This window comes from Arthrobacter sp. M4, assembly GCF_020251205.1.
Classification (GTDB): domain Bacteria; phylum Actinomycetota; class Actinomycetes; order Actinomycetales; family Micrococcaceae; genus Arthrobacter.
This window is the reverse complement of record NZ_JAIWYX010000008.1, coordinates 277,633-294,755: the sequence shown is the minus strand read 5'-3', so window position 1 is coordinate 294,755 and position 17,123 is coordinate 277,633. Positions and strand designations below refer to the sequence as shown.

Here is a 17,123-nt window from a genome sequence, read left to right as displayed (position 1 = left end):
AGTATGGGACTACAATCACGTTAGGAAAAGTGATTGTTTTTGATGATTAATCATCGAATCAAGTGAATGTTTGGAGTGACTCTGTGCTGGATGTCCGAAGGTTGCGCCTGCTGCATGAACTCAAGATCCGAGGCACGCTGGCGGATGTTGCCGACGCCATGAAGTACAGCCCGTCGTCCGTATCCCAGCAGCTGTCCCTGTTGGAGAAGGAGGCCGGGGTCAAGCTCCTGCGAAAGTCCGGACGGCGTGTCCAGCTCACACCGCAGGCGGAGATCCTAGTGGAGCATACGGCGGAGCTGCTCAAGACGTTGGAACAGGCGGAAACTGAGCTTGCAGCATCCCTTACAGCCGTGACGGGTACGGTGCGGCTTGCTGTCTTCCAGTCGGCGGCCTTGGCCCTAATGCCTGATTTCCTCACCGCCATGCGGAGCGAGTTCCCCGATGTGCGGGTTGAAATGACCCAGCGCGAACCGGAGACCGCCCTTTATGAGACCTGGGCCAGGGACTTCGACCTTGTGGTCGCCGAGCAATATCCCGGCCATGCAGCACCGCATCACGCCGGACTGGACCGGGCGACGCTCACCACTGACGCGCTGAGGCTGGCAACGCCCCCGGTGGAATTGGGCGGTGAAGCCATCAACTCCCTGGCCGACACCGCAGGGCTGCCCTGGGTGATGGAGCCGCACGGCGCAGCGTCCAGGCATTGGGCCGAGCAAACGTGCCGCCAAGCTGGCTTCGAGCCTGACGTCCGGTACGAGACTGCCGACCTTCAGGCGCAAATCAGGCTCATAGAATCCGGAAATGCAGTGGCGATCATGCCGGACCTGGTATGGACCGGCCGCTCCCGTTCGGTCCAGCTCCTGGAACTACCGGGGCTCCCCCGCCGGACCATCTTCACGTCCACGCGGACGGCTGGGCGCATCCACCCGGCGATCCAGGCCTGCCGTGAAGTTTTGGAGCGTGTTGCTGCCTTAAGGTCCCCGTGACTTTTGGCCTTTGGTTGAAAATCCCCCACCTTTCAAGCGCCCGCCCGGCGTTTCTCCACGACACGCCGTATGGGGAAAGTCCGTCAGCGGGAAACCTGGGGAAGTTCAGCGGACGCTCAGAACGTTCTTCGGAGACGCAAAAGGCCCCGGTCCGAGGACCGGGGCCACAATCGCGGAGAATGGGGGATTTGAACCCCCGAGGGCTGTTAACCCAACACGCGTTCCAGGCGTGCGCCATAGGCCGCTAGGCGAATTCTCCAGTACTTTTGAACCAAAAGCAGGTTTTACTTTACCTGAAGTTTTCGTCAGCACCCAATCGGGCCAGCACGTGCAACTGATAGGACTGGCAGGATGGGGTCATGAACGATCTTCACGCTTTGGTTGTCTACGTTCCGGAAAGCCACGTGGAGGAACTGCTGCGTGCCATCGGTGATGCCGGAGCCGGACGCATTGGAAATTATTCACATTGCTCGTTCGCCACGCCCGGGACCGGTCGCTTCACGCCCTTGCAAGGCTCCGAGCCGTTCATCGGCAGCATAGGCGTCGGCGAGCAGGTGCCGGAAGTCCGGATTGAGTGCGTGGTTGAGGCGCACCATCTCGACGGCGTTGTGCGGGCCCTGCGAGCGGCCCACCCCTATGAGGAGCCGGCTTTTATGAGCTGGCCGGTGTATGGGTACCGGTGAGGGTCCGACGCCGGGTGGTTGCCCACGCGTTCGCCGCGCGGGGTCGGATTCGGGCTGGGCCGGAAGTTCAGGTAAAGTATTCGACGGCCCCTCATGTGGCGCCATCCTGTTGAACTCCCCCAGGACCGGAAGGTAGCAAGGGTAGATGGGCTCTGGCGGGTGCATGAGGGGTCTTTTTGTCAGGCCCGATTGGTAGGTTTTTGCTGTGACTCAAACGACCGCCCTATACCGCAGATATCGTCCGGATACGTTCGCTGACGTTATCGGACAGGAGCATGTCACCGAGCCCCTGATGATGGCCCTGCGCAAGAACCGCGTCAATCACGCCTACCTCTTCTCCGGTCCGCGCGGCTGCGGTAAAACCACATCCGCGCGAATTCTGGCCCGTTGCCTAAACTGTGCCCAGGGCCCAACTGACACGCCGTGCGGGACCTGCCCCAGCTGTGTAGAACTGGCCCGCGGTGGATCCGGGTCCCTCGACGTCATCGAGATTGACGCCGCCAGCCACGGTGGTGTGGACGACGCCCGCGACCTTCGGGAACGGGCAACCTTTGCGCCTGTGAGGGACCGCTACAAGATTTTCATCATTGACGAGGCCCACATGGTCACGTCGGCCGGTTTCAACGCCCTCCTCAAGATCGTCGAGGAGCCGCCGGAGCACATCAAGTTCATCTTCGCCACGACGGAGCCGGACAAGGTCATCGGCACCATTCGCTCCCGGACGCATCACTACCCGTTCCGGCTGGTTCCACCCGAGCCCCTGCTCAACTACTTGGAACAGCTCTGTGCTTCTGAGAACGTTCCGGTGGCACCCGGCGTATTGTCGCTGGTTATAAGGGCCGGCGGTGGTTCGGTCCGTGACACCCTGTCTGTGCTTGACCAATTGATGGCTGGCGCAGGCCCCAACGGCCTGGACTACGAGTTGGCTGTGGCATTGCTCGGTTACACTCATGCTTCCCTGCTGGACGACGTAGTGGAAGCGGTTGCTGCTGCGGACTCCGCCACGGTGTTCCGGGCTGTGGACCGGGTCATTCAGACGGGCCATGATCCACGCCGCTTCGTTGAGGACCTGCTGGAGCGTTTCCGCGACCTCATCATCGTCCAGGCCATGCCGGAGAGCGCAAACGCCATCCTGCGCGGCGTTCCGGCAGACCAGATTGCCCGGATGCGAACCCAGGCCAAGAGCCTCGGCGCTTCGGAACTCTCCCGCGCTGCGGATGTCACAAACACAGCCCTCACGGAGATGACCGGTGCAACGTCACCAAGGCTGCACCTCGAACTCCTTTGTGCGCGCATTCTCCTTCCGGGTTCGGATGAGACGGAGCGGGGGATCGCTGCCCGCATCGATCGCGTCGAACGGCGCCTAAACTACGGCGGAACCGCCGGCGCCACCCCTGCCGACGGCCAAACGCCGACGTCGGGACAACCGCAGCCTGTCCCCGAGAGCGTGCCGGTTCACCCGACTCCGGCCACTGCCGCGGGGTCCGAGCCTCTTTCCGGCCCTGATGCAGCCAGGGCAGCAATCGCGACCGCCCGCTCCACCGCCCCCGAAACTACGGGAGCACACCCCGAGCAGGGAACTGCGGCGCTTCCCGCTGGCGCCTCAGTAACGCCTGCACCCGGAGCAGCGGTTTCCGGTGCTGAGTCCGCCGCTGGCAGATCGCACGCGATGGCGGAAGCCCAGCATGGGGCTGCCCAGCGCGAGCCGATCACGGCACCGCGCGTATCAACCAATGACTGGCCTGTGGAAGATCGAGCCCAGGGCCCCGCCGCCGCACCAAAGCCGCTGCCGCCCGCGCAGGCACCCCAGCCCCAGGCGACCCCGCCGAAACAGCCACAACGGCCCACTCCGCAACCCTCGGCAGCGTCGCCTTCCGGGGGTGACGTTGAGGTCCTTCGCAGGGCCTGGCCCGAGATCCTCCAGACCCTCGCCAAGATCAAGCGCAGCACATGGGCCTTGGTGGAGCCGAACGCCCAGGTGGCACAATTCGACGGCCAGCAGCTCACGCTATCGTTCACCACCGCGGGCCTGGCCGGGGCATTTGGCCGGGCCGACCACTCGGAAAACCTTCGCCAAGCCATCCACAAGACCATCGGCATCGATTGCCAAATCACAGCCGTCGCTGGCGGCGTAGCGAGCTCTGAACCAAACCCAAAAGCACCTACTAGCCGGGCGGTTCCGGCAGCATCGGTCGACGAGGCGTGGGGGCTGAGCCCCGCTCCCACCGCCGATGCTCAGCCAACCCCTGCCGCCAACCCCGCTTCTGCCTCCACACCGCCACGGCGTGAAACCGTCCAGTCGCGGGCCCAGGCTCCGAACGGAAGCGTTTCGGAGGCCTCCTACGCCAACGCCGACGACGATTGGGGTCCACCTCGCGATGAGGACGCCCCGCCGTTGGAGGAAGAGCCGCCAGCAGATTGGGAGCCCTCACAGTCCACCGGCCGGCGTCCGCAGGCACCGCAGGCTTCTCAGGGCCCGCAGGCACCGCAGGCTCAGGGCGCGCAGGCACCGCAGGCGCAGCAGCCACAAGGTCCCCAGCAACCGGACGCACCCATCGAAGATCCGTGGTCGCGCGCTGTAGAGCACGCACCCGGCACCTGGGTGGTGGGCACTGAGTCGAACGTCGGTCGCGGAGCGGAACCAGTCCACGGCGCAGCCCAGCAAGAAAGCCCAGCCCAGCAAGAGGCCCCAGCCCAGCAAGAGGCCACAAGCCAAAACGAGACCGCAACCCAAAACGAGACCCCGGCGCAGCAGCAGGCCCCAGCGCTGCAGCAGGCCCCAGCCGAGCCGAGCTCTGACGGATGGGGCGCCGCGCCGCAGCCAGCAGGGTCCGTGGCCGCACCCAACTCAGCCACGAGGCCTGCCGCCACGGCCGTGGTGGACCGTGCCCAGCCGTCCGCAGCGCCGAAACAGAGCCTGTACCAGCGACTCACCAGCAGTCCGGAAGCTTTGGCCGGACGCACGCAGGCGCCTGCTGTCCGGCCGGCAGCGCCAGCGAGCTATGTCGAGGACATCCCTAGCGCGGATGACGAAACAATCGAAGAATCACGGGTCTTTGGACGTGCTGCAGTGGAGCGTATTCTGGGCGGGAAGCTCCTGGAGGAACGTTCCTTGGACGGCTCGCCCCTGCCGCGACGCTAACCCGTCGAACCATCCAAGAACCCGCAGAATCGTGAATCCCACGGAATCGTGACCATCACAGAACGAAGGACAGTGTGTACGAAGGTGCAGTTCAAGAGCTGATCGACGAGCTCGGTCGGCTTCCCGGCGTCGGACCAAAGTCGGCCCAGCGCTTGGCCTTCCACATCCTTGAGGCCGACCCCGAGGACATGAAACGACTCGTGGCCGCCATCACCACGGTCAAGGAACGGGTGAAATTCTGCAGCATCTGCGGAAACGTCACCGAGCAGGAGCAGTGCAACATCTGCCGCGACCCACGCCGTGACCCCAGCGTCATTTGCGTTGTTGAAGAATCCAAGGACGTCCTCGCCGTGGAACGTACCCGCTCGTTCCGCGGCAGATACCACGTCCTGGGCGGCTCCATCAATCCGATCGCAGGCATCGGACCGGAGCAACTGCGCATCCGTGAGCTCCTCACGCGGCTCAACGACGGCGCCATCCAGGAAATCATCATCGCCACGGACCCCAACCTGGAGGGCGAAGCCACGGCCACGTACCTCGCACGCATGCTGAAGACCATCGGCGTGGCGGTCACCCGGCTGGCGTCGGGCCTTCCCGTGGGCGGAGACCTCGAATACGCCGACGAAGTGACCCTTGGCCGCGCGTTCGAAGGCCGCCGGAACGCACTGACCTAGGATCCGTCAGTCGCCCGCGCCAAGCGCCGCACCGCCAACCGACGCCCCGGCACCAGAAGTACTGCCGCTATGGCGGCCTGCCCTGCCAAACCCACAAGCCACAACGGCGGGGCGGGCTGGATCTCGTCGCTGGCCACGCCGTTAATGCAGGCCACTTCCCGCGCCGGACCCTCAAAACCGCGCTGCAACTCGGGAAGGAGCCAAGCGATGTCGTTACTTTCAGGTACCAATCCGGAAGCTACGGTGCCGTAGATGACCGCCGGATTGCCCGCCGATATCCACAACACCCGCTCAGAGTGCAGGACCAGCTCCAGGCGCACCGGATCACCCACACATTCGTAGGAGACCAGGCGGCCGCTCGCGTCCCGCGAAACATTGACGGGGACTGAGACACGTTCGGGAACGAACGTCGACGGCAGCAGCAACACCGTCACCACCACATTCACGACCCCCAGCACGGCCACCAGAACCCCGGCAAGGAGCGCTCCAGGCAGGGCCCGCCGGAACAGGAGGCGGGCTCCCGCTCCCAGCGCCCCAAACAGCAACGCTTCAACGAAAATTACGACGACGGCGGCCCCCGCCAGCCCCGCAGTTCCTTGGGCGGGTGGTCCCCCAATATCGCTCGCCTCAGCCGGAGCGCCCGCCAAGAGGATCATCATTCCTGCCACGACGGCGAACACCAGGCCCTTCGCGCCGCTGGCAGCAACACGGGCTCCCGCTCCAGCTGCCCCCTCCGTCCGAGGCCGCCCGAAGCCCCATATTGTGCCGAGCACCGCCGCGGATAACGGGACAAAGGACGCCCCGATCACAACGCCACCGATCCAGGCACCACCGTATTCGAACCACTGGTTTGCCATGGCGAACGACGCCAGTCCAACGGCGACGGCCGCCGGCGCCAACAATCCTGCGGCCACACCCAGCCAGAAACGTACGCTGCGGATCGCCGCCCAGCATTCGCGGCCGGCCGCGGAGAGGACGGCGACCACGGAGTGCAGCCTCGCCCGCCTCACTGGTGCGGCGCCATCCGCCCAGGGTTCCCAGTCGCCGTCGGACATTTCGACGCCGGTGGCCCCGCCGGAGCGCGAGCCGCCCGCCGACGCTTGATGTGACGGCGCGTCTTCGATCAGGCCGCCACCGATTTCCTCATAGGCCGGTTCGTCGTCAGGCTCTGCATGGCGAGGCACGCGGGCCGCCTAAGCGACTCCGGCAGAGCCGCCGGTGCGCATGGCGGAGCACCCAAACGTGATCCCGGAGCACCCAAACGTGATCCCAAGGACTACCAACTCGTTCCGCACCGGCGCCCCTCGATAATTCGGTGTCCACGGCAGCAAAGAGCCAACTGTGTACTCGTGATCGTACGCCGGCCCGCTAGGCGCAGGAATGGGCCGGTGACGGTCGGTGACCCGGGGATTCGGTCACAATTCTTTGGCCGGTGCCCGGCGGCGATAAACTGAGCCCATAAGTTACGCCGTCGTGCCCTGTGGCCGTCTGGCCCCCAAACCCCGATTTGATCCAGTGAGGGTGCGCGCATGAGTATGCCCACTACCGAAGTCAAGACCGCTTCTGAGCTTGAGCAGGCGGGCGTGGACATTCCTGCCACCAAGCAACTCATTGTGCAGAAGTTCGGCGGCTCCTCGGTGTCCGATGCCGCGGGCATCAAGCGCGTGGCGCAGCGTGTGGTCGACGCACAGAAGGCGGGGAACGAAGTCGTGGTGGTTGTGTCTGCAATGGGCGACACCACCGACGAATTGCTGGACCTCGCCGCCGAGGTCACGGATTCCGCGCCCGCCCGTGAGATGGACATGCTCCTGTCTGCCGGTGAACGCATCTCGATGGCGCTTCTGGCCATGGCCATCAATAAGCTGGGCGCTTCCGCGCAGTCCTTCACCGGTTCGCAGGCGGGCATGATCACCGACGGCATCCACGGCAAGGCGCGGATTATCGACGTCGACCCGCACCGCATCCGCACCGCGCTGGACAAGAAGCACATCGCCATCGTGGCCGGCTTCCAGGGCATGAGCCGCAGCACTAACGAGATCACCACGCTGGGCCGCGGCGGCTCGGACACCACCGCCGTCGCCTTGGCGGCCGCGTTGGAAGCCGATGTGTGCGAAATTTACACCGACGTCGACGGCGTCTACACGGCGGACCCGCGCGTTGTCCCGTCCGCGCAAAAGATTGACCGCATCTCCAGCGAGGAGATGCTGGAGCTCGCGGCTTCGGGTGCCAAGATCCTGCACTTGCGCTGCGTGGAGTACGCGCGCCGTTTTGGCGTTCCGCTGCACGTCCGCTCATCCTTCAGCCAGCACGAAGGCACGTGGGTCATGCCCGGTGCCAATGACAAGATCAAGACTCAAGAGGGAGTTGCCTTGGAGCAGCCAATCATCTCCGGCGTGGCGCACGACCGGTCCGAAGCCAAGGTCACCGTTGTGGGCGTCCCGGATATCCCGGGCAAGGCCGCCGCGATTTTCCAGGTCATCGCCGACGCGCACTCGAACATCGACATGATCGTGCAGAACGTGTCCACGCACGGCACGGGCCGCACCGACATCTCCTTCACCCTGCCCATCGTCGAGGGTGCCGACGCCCTGAACGCTCTGCGCGCGGCGGAGGCCGAAATCGGCTTCGAGAACATCGAATACAACGAGAAGATCGGCAAGCTGTCCCTGATCGGTGCCGGCATGCGCTCGCACCCAGGCGTCTCGGCCACCTTCTTCAAGGCCCTTTCCGACGCCGGAATCAACATCGACATGATCTCCACGTCGGAAATCCGCATCTCCGTTGTCACCAACGCTGAACTGCTGGACGACGCCGTCCGTGCGATCCACGCTGCGTTCGACCTCGACGGCGAAGCCGAGGCTACCGTTTACGGCGGAACCGGCCGCTAGGCACACATAGATAAGGACCGGGGCCTGGCGATTCGCTGGGCTCCGGTCCTTCGTGTTTCCATGCGTCTCAGTGACGCTGTTCAGTAGACGGTTCAGTAGACGACTGATAGTCGGCAGGCGCCGCTCAGTAGTAGTCGGTAGTCGTCGGTCCGGGATCGTCTTTCCGGACCGCGTAGTGGTGACCTTCCGCGTCGGTCTCCACTTCGAAGTGCCCCAGGTCTTCCTCGGAAGCTTCTTCGAAGTCGTCATGCTTGTGCTCTATAGGGGCGTCTGTGTCGCCCTGGGTGGCTGGTCCGAAGACCGCCTGGAATTTCTCCGTAGCGTGCATGAAACCCTTGAGTACGCGTCCCACGTTTCCACCCCCTTCCCACTCGGCAAGAAAAGCGATAGGGCTGGCGCATGCTGACCCAGTGAGGCAATTTTACGCCCGAGCGGCGAAAAAGTGCCTTGTAGGCCCTTAGCGGAGGGACTTGTCCGTAGGGTCCTTCGGCACCACATACGTGCTGCCGTCAGGCCTGCGCACCGTCTCCCATTGCCCCGCCTCGGCCTGGCGCTGCACCAGCAACCGCTTGTTTTCCGCGGTCATCTCATGGTCGAGGGAACTGCTGTGGGCCGGGCCAAAGACCACGCGTAGCCGGCCCGTGGTCCGCATGAATTTCTGCGCAAAAGATTCCTTGGACACCTCAGTGACTCCATCCGCCGTAGCTTGATGATTCAAGTGTACACTAATTGTTAGTGCACTAATTATTAGGCGACATTCAAGGAAGGAGATGATGTTCACATGGCATTCCCAACGACGGACACGCTCCCGTCCACACCCGAGGCCGCGGCCAACCAAGATGACCTCCTGCTCGAGCGGCAACTGTGCTTTGCATTGACCGTTGCCTCCCGCAGCGTGGTGGGCGCCTACAAGCCAGTCCTGGACGAGCTCGGGCTGACGCACCCGCAATACCTCGTGATGCTTGCCCTGTGGGAACGCAGCCCCCGGAGCCTCAAAGACATTGCCGACGCCCTGCTCCACGAACCTGCCACGTTGTCGCCGATCCTTCGCAGGCTTGAACAGTCGGGCTTCGTCACACGAAAGCGGCTCCCCGGCAACGAGCGGGCATTGGCCATCGAACTCACCGAGAGTGGAAAGAATCTCCGGGAGCAGGCGCTGGCAGTACCGGGCACCATGATGGAGCGCCTCGGCCTCAACCGCCAGCAGGTTGCGGAAATCCACGCAACCATGACACGCCTCATCGAGACCACGCAGCACTCCCGCCCGTAGCCCGCACCAGCCCCTGAGTTCAAGGGTGTTCAGCTCCGGGCGTTAAACTGGCAGAAACCACGGAGAGGAACCATGCGCCTTAGGCGAATTTCAGAAGCAGCCCTCGCTTGTGCGGCGGCTGCCGTCCTGGCCGCCTGCGCCCCGGGCCCCGGCGGCGGAACACCCAGCCCCGGCGCCACAAGCCCTTCGGCGACCTCTCCGGCGTCGGGCTCCCAGGCGCCGTCGACGGCTCCCGCAACCAACGACGCGACGCCTCCTCCCACCACCATGGGACCGGAAGACCTTGGCCCCAACCCTTCGTCCTCCTACCCGGAAGCTGTCCCGACCCCCGGCGCTGGCAACGCCGAGCTGTCCATCCAAGTGAAGGCCACCGCGGACGCGGCACCGCAGAATTTCACTCTGGTGTGCCGCGACGGCTCACCAGCTCCGGAAAGCAAACATCCGACGGCGGAAGCGGCCTGCGCCGCACTCAAAAAGAACCCGGCGCTGCTGGAACGTCCAGTGACCACCGGCAAGCTCTGCACGCAACAGTACGGAGGACCGCAAACCGCCACTGTAACGGGCGCGGTTGACGGCAAGGCGGTTGAGTCCTCCTACAGCCTCACGGACGGCTGCCAAATCAGCGCCTGGAACGCGGTTAAGGACATTCTGGGATCCGCCGGTGGAGCATCCTGAGACCAAGCACCTCCCGCAGGAAAAGTGGCTCCCGCTGGAGGCCGCCCACCACAGTCGCGTAAAACGCTACGCCGACCCCTATTTGGCCCGCCGCTCAGCTGGCAAGAAGCACCCCGTCGAGGACTTCCTCTTCACCTACTACACCCAAAAGCCGGGACAGCTGCTGCGCTGGCATCCGGGTGCCGGCGTGGTCCTATCCGGCCCGGACGCAGCTGAACGCGCCCAGTGGAAGTTCTACAAACAGCTCGACGACGACGGGCTGGCGGGCGCTGGGCTGCCCTCGGGGACGCTGGCCGTCACCTTTGATCAGGAGGCCTTCCTCGCAGAGCGCACCGAGGCCGTCCGCTTCGCGGGAATCATCCTCTCCGGAACTGCCGCGCGGCCGGCGCAGTTCGGCTGCTTCGGACTCCACGAGTGGGCCATGGTCTACCGGCAGGACAAGTTCCAGCTGCGCCACGAGTACCTGACGCTCCGGCTCGGCTCCGAGGGGACCGACCGTGTGGTCGAGGAGAACCGTATCCGCTGCTCGCACTTCGACGCTTTCCGCTTCTACACCCCGGACGCGGTTCCGCGGAACGAGCTGACACCGACGCGCGAGAACCAGCGGCTCCTGGAACAGCCAGGCTGCCTGCACGCGAATATGGACCTTTACAAGTGGGCGTACAAGCTCACTCCCGCGCTGCCCAGCGAGCTGGTGATGGACTGCTTCGAGCTGTCCTGGCGGATCCGGGCCATGGATATGCAGGCCTCCCCCTATGACCTCGAGGAATGGGGATACCCGCCGATCAGGATCGAGACCCCCGCGGGCAAAGCGGAGTACGTCCAGCACCAGCGGGAGTTCGCCGAAGAGGCTGCTGCCCTCCGGACCAGGCTTGCAGCCGCGCTGGCGCCATTGTTGGAAGCAGTGGGTTCATGAGTTCCGACGTCGACCTCACGGTGACCCTTAGGGAGTCCCCCGGCGCGCCCGCCGTCGAGCTGGTGCTCCGCGCAGATGGCGGCCGAATTGATGCCGCGAGCACGGTGCCGGACCCGCAGGCAGCGCTTGCCGCCGTCGAACGCTTCGGCCAGGAAGCCTTCTTCCCTGTCCCCAGGCCAGACCGGATCTGCACGCAACAGTACGGCGGACCGCAGCGTGCGGTGGTCACCGGCACGCTCCACGGCAGGCCCGTCAACGCCCAGTTCGCCCGGACCGACGGCTGCGAAATCGCCTTATGGCAGAAAATGGCGCCGCTGCTGGGCGGAGCACAAATCTAAGCGGCGACTCCGCCACCCCGGCAACCGCCACTCCGGGTCAACCGCCGCCCCGGCAACCGCCACTCCGGCAACCGCCACTTAAACGACGACGGCCGGCGGGGTTCCCGCCAGGCCGTCGTCCTTAGTGGGGGTTTGTCACCTAGACGGCACCGCGCTGGATTGGGTTGTCAGCACGCGTGCCCGCCGCACCACCCGCCGTGCCGGGTTTCTCCGACGACGGCGCCACGGCAGCTGCTCCGGCCGGCGTCACCACAACGCTCACGAACGTTGGCGCGCTGGTGCCTTCGAACGTAAGGCGCCCAATGTATGAGCCGGGCTCGAGGTTGCTCCATGACAGGGTCAGAGTCCCTTTCTTACCGTTGCCCAATTGGATCGGATTAGGGGCCACATTGGCGTTGCCTTCGTTCGAGCGGAGGATCGCAGCGTCAACGGTCGCCTTGGTGGGCCGGTTATCGGGGCTGGCGTAGAGGTTCGCGTAGACCTTGTAGGTACCCGGAGCCGGGTTTTCGATGGATACGGATTCGCTGGCCGACGCCGTGGCTGACGCCAATTGCTGACCGGTGGGTGTCAGCACCAGCATGTCGAAATCGGCCGCGGCATCCGAGGAGATCACGGAGAATTTGGCCAACGGTGAACCAGCCGGAACGACCACGGTCTTCACGAAGTTGGAGGCGTCCGTGACACCGCTGAATGGTCCGGGAACAAGTTCGATGGCCGAGGAGTCCACCTTGGAGAGGCCATCCAGGACAACGGGAACCGGGGAGTCGCTTCCGGAGACAAAGTCAATCCCGGCAGAACCCGTGGAGGATGGGGTGGTGAACGTCAGGTTCCTGTCCGCAATTACGGATTGCGGCCGGACTGCCACAGGGGAAGTGACGGTATTGCCAGCCCCCTGCCAGGACAGCGCACCCGTAGCGAACTTGCCAAACGGCGCGCCCTGGTTCTCGAAGGTCACCTTGAAGGTCCGTTGTTCCCCGGCCCGGTTGAAGTTCAACACGTTGGGAGACACGGTGACCTTAACGCCCGGAACGTCGGCGCTGGCACGGTACAAGCCGGGTGTAAGGGCCGTGACGGTCCGGGTCACGGTGATCTTGCCCGCCAGGTTGCCCAGCGAGAAGGAAGGCACGTTCATGTCCCTGGCTGGCGTGGAACCGAGCCCGTCGATTCCCAGGTTGTAGCCGAGGCCCTGGATGAACTCCAGGTAATCATCGATGCCTGCGTCGTACACGAGCCCGGGCTCCAGCACACGGGCCGGGTTGATCTCGCCGGCACCCGTGGCCAGGACATCCGTGTTCTTGCTGCCATCCGCAAACACCACGTCCGAAGCTGTGGTCATCATGGCCGACTTCACGGCTGCAGGGGACCATTGCGGGTTCTTGCCGAGGATAAGGGCCCCAAGGCCCGCGACGTGTGGCGATGCCATGGACGTACCGGACAGGAAGCCGAACTTGTCGCCGCCCGCACCGATTGGCGAAACGCCGGCCAGGACCGCAACACCCGGCGCGGAAACGTCCGGCTTCAGCAGGTCGGAATCTGTTGCCAGTAGCGGTCCCCGGGAGGAGAAGCCCGCAATCTGCGGCTGTGCCTCCAGTGGCAGGCCCGTGGTGTCCTTGCTCACCAGCGACACCTTGATGGACGGATCGGCTGTCACCTTGTTCTTGATGGCCTGGGTGGCCGGCGGGTTGACGTGCACTGTGGGCACAGCGTGCTTGTCAGGATCCAGGGACGACGGCGTGAGGTTCACCAAGATCATGCCGACGCCGCCCGCACGGGCCACCTCGGTGCTCTTGGCCACACGGTCAATGACACCGCGGTCACAGACCACCACCATCCCGGTGACCTTGGCGGGGTCCAGGCTTCCCGGTGCGCAGAGGGCGGCGTTTCCGGCGCCGGATGCGGCGCTCGTGGAAAGAACGACGCCGGCCCCGGAGACTTCGTGGCCCATGATGCTGGCGCCGCGGTACTTGCTGCCGTCGGAGAGCTCAATGGTGCCTTGGAGTTCCTGCGAAAACGACGATGCCGCCACTGTTGTTAGCCACGGTGCACCGTGGTTGACGGTGCTGGCCGCCGGGCCGGAGTTGCCTGCAGAGGTGGCCACAAAGACACCAGTGGAGGTGGCCGAGAGGAAGGCAAGGGAGACCGGATCCACTGTGGTGGTTGTGGAGCCCGAGATTGAATAGTTCAGGACGTCTACGCCATCAAGGTAGGCAGCTTCGATGGCATCCACCGCGGCCGAAGAGTAGCAACCGCCCGTGGAGGGATCTTTGTCTTCCCAGCACACCTTGTAGACGGACACCTTGGCTGCTGGAGCGATGCCGCTGGTCACACCGTAGCTTCGCCCGTCCACGACTGCCTCAACATTGGCGTTTCCGGCAGCGGTGCTTCCGGTGTGGGTTCCGTGGCTGTCGACGTCGATCGGTGAGATGCGCTCTTCCGGCGCGCGGCCTTCGGGCGGGACGGTGGCAAGGAAGGCATCTGCGAAGTAGCGGGCCCCGATGACCTTGGAATTGCAGGCAGTGCCGTCGAAATCCTGGCCGGCCTGGCATTCGCCCTCGAAGGTGCTGCCGTCTGCCTTGAGCATTTCGATCTTGCCCGCGGCGTTGCGGTAGGGCACGCCAACTTGGGGGTCCCCGTTCAAAGGCTGGACGGGATCACCCGCGAAGAATGCGCTGGACGGCGTGTAGCCAGTGTCAATGATGCCCACAACAACGCCCTTGCCGGCATTCTCCTGTCCACCGTACTTGGTATTCCACGTTCCGTTTGGCCCGCTGAGCTTGAGGAAATCCGTACTTGAATAGTCAGGTGCGAATTCTTTGTCCGGCGCCACCATAAGGACTTTGGGATCCTTGGCCAGATTTACGGCCTGCTGCGTGGTGAGGTTGGCGCTGAACCCATTAAGTGCTGCGCTGTAGCTTCGTTGAATTTGGACATTTTCCCGGCTGGCAACGGACTTTTGCTCGTCGTGGAGGTGGCCTCGGTATTTTTGGGCGTCCGGAGCTGCCTCATCAAACTTGGCCCCATTACCGGGTTTGGTGGCCGCATAACCTGGCTTGCCGCCGTCGTACGTTGCCGCCGGCTTTTCGGCCAGAACTACGATGTAACGGCCGTTTGGATAATTCTCCGGATCCAGATTCTTCGGCGCGGTGGGCTGGGATGCCTGCGCCACTGTATTGCTGGCAGTGGCTGGCTCCGCAGGAGCTGGACCGGCGTGTGCGGGAGCCGCCGCCGTCGAAAGAAGCAAGGGTAATCCCACGGCGAGGGTAGCCGCTGCGCGGAACCCTCTGCCGCCCGTCAAGCACTTTCCTGGTGAATTCACGAGCGATCGAACCTTTCGTCAAGGCAGCCCGGTGATTGGTCCGGGCCTTTCATGTGGGAATAGCCGGCGGAGTTCGTCCGCGGGGCACCCCCGCAAATTCATAGAGTACCCACGGGTAACCGGATATGACACAGGACACCAAGGAATAGTGACAAGCAGTCACAATGCGGAGTCAAAGGAAAGCCTGAAAGACACAAAAAAAGCGGGCCCGTCCAGAAAGGACGGAACCCGCTTTTTCGGTTTGCCGAGAGGCAAATACTCGCTAGACGGTGGCCCTGGCCTCGTAGGTGAGGCAATCGGCGGCTTCTGCACCGGGGCCTATCTTTACGTCGTGCGCGTCGCACATGAGGTGGTTGTTGTGCACACATTCTTCACGCTGGCACGCGCCGACGTGTGCAAGCACCTTGGGGAGCCCGCCCAGATGCGTTGTGCTGATAAACGTGGAGCAGGACGCGTGGTCCTTTGTGCCTCCGATAGTGATGCCGAAGGCTGTGCAGCCGTCGTGGTTGAAGCCGCAGCTGCCCACACTACAGGCGGATACTTCGGCAACGTGCTCGGTCATGGTACCTCCCGGTTGGTCTGAGGGGGCAGGCCCCAACGGTTAGTTCCCAAGGTACGCCGGAATTTTCCCGTTTAACCCGATTGATTAGCGCATTTATACGTTCGCTAAATCAGCGCCAATCGCGGGAACTGGACGCACCGCCTGGCTGCCTGATGAACTCACTGATTTTCGCCCGGAGGTGTGCATCCTGCGGCACGTTGATACGGACTTCCAGCTGCGCCCTTTGGGACCGGATCCAGCGGATGACAAGCCTCCCCAGACCAGCGACCACCGCCGCCGCTATGAAGGGCAGGAGGATGGATTTTCCCTTCTCAGCCATGCGGCAATCCTAATAATCAGGACTAATCCGTGAAAGGACAGCCACAGTGAATACCCTTCTGGACATGGGGCGATTATTCTCCGGAACCGATTATTCTTCGGAACATGGGCTTCCTGTCGCTGGCTCTCATCGCCCTTGTGGCGCTTTTGGGCCCCCTGCTGGCGCTGCCCCGGAAGTGGCACCTTCCGGTGGTGCTCGGCGAGTTGCTCGCGGGGATTGCCGTCGGCCGCTCAGGCCTGCGCCTGATCGACTCCGGCGACCCAACCTTGACGTTCCTGGCGGATCTGGGCTTCGCATTGCTGATGTTCGTGGCAGGCACCCACGTACCCATCCTTAATACCGAAATTCGGAAAGCGCTGGGCCACGGCGCAATCCGCGCCGCGGCCGCTGGAGTTTTGGCAGCCGGGGTGGGGAGTGCCATAGCAGCGATTGCCGGTACAGGAAACGCGCCCCTCTATGTAGTGCTGCTGGCCTCATCATCAGCTGCGCTTGTACTGCCCATCGTGGACACCCTGCATTTGGAGGGACCACAGGTTCTGCGCATGCTGGCCCATGTGGCGATCGCAGACACCGCAGCGATCATCGCCCTCCCCCTGGCGATCGATCCGCCCCATGTGGCCCGGGCGGCCCTTGGGACGCTCGCCGTGGCGGGGACCGCCGTCGTACTTTTTGCCGGGCTCTGGTTCGCCGAGCGCACCGGCGGACGGCATCGCCTCCACGAAGTGTCCGAAGAGCGAAAGTTCGCCCTTGAACTGCGGATCCAGTTGGCCTTGCTGTTCACGCTGGCCGGGCTGGCCACGCTGTCCCAAGTTTCGATAATGCTGGCAGGCTTTTCCTTCGGACTCGCCGTGGCCGCCATCGGCGAGCCCAGGCGCCTGGCCCGCCAACTCTTCGCCTTAAGTGACGGGTTCCTCACGCCCGTGTTTTTCGTCTGGCTGGGCGCCTCGCTGGACCTTGGCGCATTGGCAGGGAATCCGGGGATGATCGCGCTCGGCCTTTCTTTGGGGGCCGGCGCCATCGTGGTCCACACGGCAATGCGGCTGCTCGGCGCGCCCCTATCGCTTGGCGTCATGTCCGCCGCCCAGCTGGGAGTCCCCGCCGCCGCTGTCACGGTTGGCACGCACCTCGGTGTCCTGCATCCAGGCGAAGGAGCTGCCTTGTTGCTTGGGGCGCTGGTGACCATTGCTGCAACGGCCGTTGGGGGTGCCCGGGCGGCCCGCCGCTTCGCGGCCGAACCTGTTGAGCAGGAGTGACTCCCGCAGCGCAGGGCTGAATCCGGTCATCAACGTTGCAGCCGGGCGTGTCAGATTCACACACAAACGCCCGAATGCGGTATGGCGCGCAACGCCCGGTA

General features: G+C 64.1%; 16 protein-coding genes, 1 tRNA gene and 1 other RNA gene. 11 read left to right on the top strand and 7 right to left on the bottom strand.

Translation table 11 applies throughout. The features are described 5' to 3' along the window. The first annotated feature begins 83 nt into the window (after positions 1-83). Entirely contained in the window at positions 84-986 is a 903-nt protein-coding gene (locus LD110_RS16075) for a LysR substrate-binding domain-containing protein (protein WP_225499865.1), read from the top strand. Positions 987-1,159: 173 nt separating this feature from the next. Here the strand turns inward: LD110_RS16075 and LD110_RS16070 are convergent. Further along, a tRNA-Ser gene (locus LD110_RS16070) sits at positions 1,160-1,245 on the bottom strand. 100 nt (positions 1,246-1,345) lie between these two features. Between LD110_RS16070 and LD110_RS16065 the strand changes: the two genes are divergently transcribed. From LD110_RS16065 to recR, 4 genes are all read left to right on the top strand, one after another. Continuing rightward, positions 1,346-1,669 (top strand): hypothetical protein, encoded by a 324-nt coding sequence (locus LD110_RS16065; RefSeq protein WP_225499830.1) that lies wholly within the window; start codon positions 1,346-1,348, stop codon positions 1,667-1,669. A gap of 82 nt (positions 1,670-1,751) precedes the next feature. Then, positions 1,752-1,848, top strand: an RNA gene (gene ffs / locus LD110_RS16060) — signal recognition particle sRNA small type. Between the two features lie 26 nt (positions 1,849-1,874). Continuing rightward, a complete protein-coding gene (locus LD110_RS16055) occupies positions 1,875-4,811 on the top strand; it encodes a DNA polymerase III subunit gamma and tau (protein ID WP_225499829.1) in 2,937 nt (978 codons plus the stop codon). 74 nt (positions 4,812-4,885) lie between these two features. Continuing rightward, positions 4,886-5,485: a recombination mediator RecR gene (recR, locus tag LD110_RS16050; protein ID WP_225499828.1), complete on the top strand. Its 600-nt coding sequence runs from the start codon at positions 4,886-4,888 to the stop codon at positions 5,483-5,485. On the opposite strand, the gene LD110_RS16045 is transcribed toward recR, so the two are convergent. Then, a complete protein-coding gene (locus LD110_RS16045) occupies positions 5,482-6,669 on the bottom strand; it encodes a hypothetical protein (protein WP_225499827.1) in 1,188 nt (395 codons plus the stop codon). The two genes, recR and LD110_RS16045, sit on opposite strands and share 4 nt — an antisense overlap. Positions 6,670-7,014: 345 nt before the next feature. Here LD110_RS16045 and LD110_RS16040 point away from each other — a divergent pair, with 345 nt between their 5' ends. Beyond that, positions 7,015-8,373: an aspartate kinase gene (locus LD110_RS16040; RefSeq protein WP_225499826.1), complete on the top strand. Its 1,359-nt coding sequence runs from the start codon at positions 7,015-7,017 to the stop codon at positions 8,371-8,373. A 124-nt stretch (positions 8,374-8,497) separates the two neighbouring features. On the opposite strand, the gene LD110_RS16035 is transcribed toward LD110_RS16040, so the two are convergent. Further along, positions 8,498-8,725, bottom strand: a complete 228-nt coding sequence (locus LD110_RS16035) for a hypothetical protein (RefSeq protein ID WP_225499825.1) — start codon at positions 8,723-8,725, stop codon at positions 8,498-8,500. 105 nt (positions 8,726-8,830) lie between these two features. Beyond that, positions 8,831-9,055, bottom strand: coding sequence for a hypothetical protein (locus tag LD110_RS16030; RefSeq protein WP_225499824.1), 225 nt, complete (start codon positions 9,053-9,055; stop codon positions 8,831-8,833). A 99-nt stretch (positions 9,056-9,154) separates the two neighbouring features. Between LD110_RS16030 and LD110_RS16025 the strand changes: the two genes are divergently transcribed. The 4 genes from LD110_RS16025 to LD110_RS16010 all read left to right on the top strand — a co-directional run bounded on the left by LD110_RS16025 (position 9,155) and on the right by LD110_RS16010 (position 11,572). Then, on the top strand, positions 9,155-9,643 hold the full coding sequence (locus LD110_RS16025) for a MarR family winged helix-turn-helix transcriptional regulator (protein WP_225499823.1): 489 nt from the start codon (positions 9,155-9,157) through the stop codon (positions 9,641-9,643). Positions 9,644-9,715: 72 nt separating this feature from the next. Further along, entirely contained in the window at positions 9,716-10,318 is a 603-nt protein-coding gene (locus LD110_RS16020) for an SSI family serine proteinase inhibitor (protein ID WP_225499822.1), read from the top strand. Then, complete coding sequence (locus tag LD110_RS16015) at positions 10,305-11,234, top strand: 3-methyladenine DNA glycosylase (protein WP_374200354.1); 930 nt, start codon at positions 10,305-10,307, stop codon at positions 11,232-11,234. Before LD110_RS16020 ends, LD110_RS16015 begins: the two co-directional genes overlap by 14 nt. Beyond that, positions 11,231-11,572 (top strand): serine protease inhibitor, encoded by a 342-nt coding sequence (locus LD110_RS16010; protein ID WP_225499821.1) that lies wholly within the window; start codon positions 11,231-11,233, stop codon positions 11,570-11,572. The genes LD110_RS16015 and LD110_RS16010 overlap by 4 nt, the downstream gene beginning before the upstream one ends. Before the next feature lie 139 nt (positions 11,573-11,711). Here LD110_RS16010 and LD110_RS16005 read toward each other — a convergent pair whose 3' ends face one another. The 3 genes from LD110_RS16005 to LD110_RS15995 form a co-directional block, all read right to left on the bottom strand. Further along, complete coding sequence (locus tag LD110_RS16005) at positions 11,712-14,867, bottom strand: S8 family peptidase (RefSeq protein ID WP_225499820.1); 3,156 nt, start codon at positions 14,865-14,867, stop codon at positions 11,712-11,714. 283 nt (positions 14,868-15,150) lie between these two features. Then, positions 15,151-15,450 (bottom strand): DUF1540 domain-containing protein, encoded by a 300-nt coding sequence (locus LD110_RS16000; RefSeq protein WP_225499819.1) that lies wholly within the window; start codon positions 15,448-15,450, stop codon positions 15,151-15,153. A 109-nt stretch (positions 15,451-15,559) separates the two neighbouring features. Beyond that, positions 15,560-15,769: a hypothetical protein gene (locus LD110_RS15995; RefSeq protein WP_225499818.1), complete on the bottom strand. Its 210-nt coding sequence runs from the start codon at positions 15,767-15,769 to the stop codon at positions 15,560-15,562. A 104-nt stretch (positions 15,770-15,873) separates the two neighbouring features. On the opposite strand from LD110_RS15995, the gene LD110_RS15990 reads away from it, so the two are divergent. Further along, complete coding sequence (locus LD110_RS15990) at positions 15,874-17,022, top strand: cation:proton antiporter (RefSeq protein WP_225499817.1); 1,149 nt, start codon at positions 15,874-15,876, stop codon at positions 17,020-17,022. Positions 17,023-17,123: the final 101 nt, after the last annotated feature.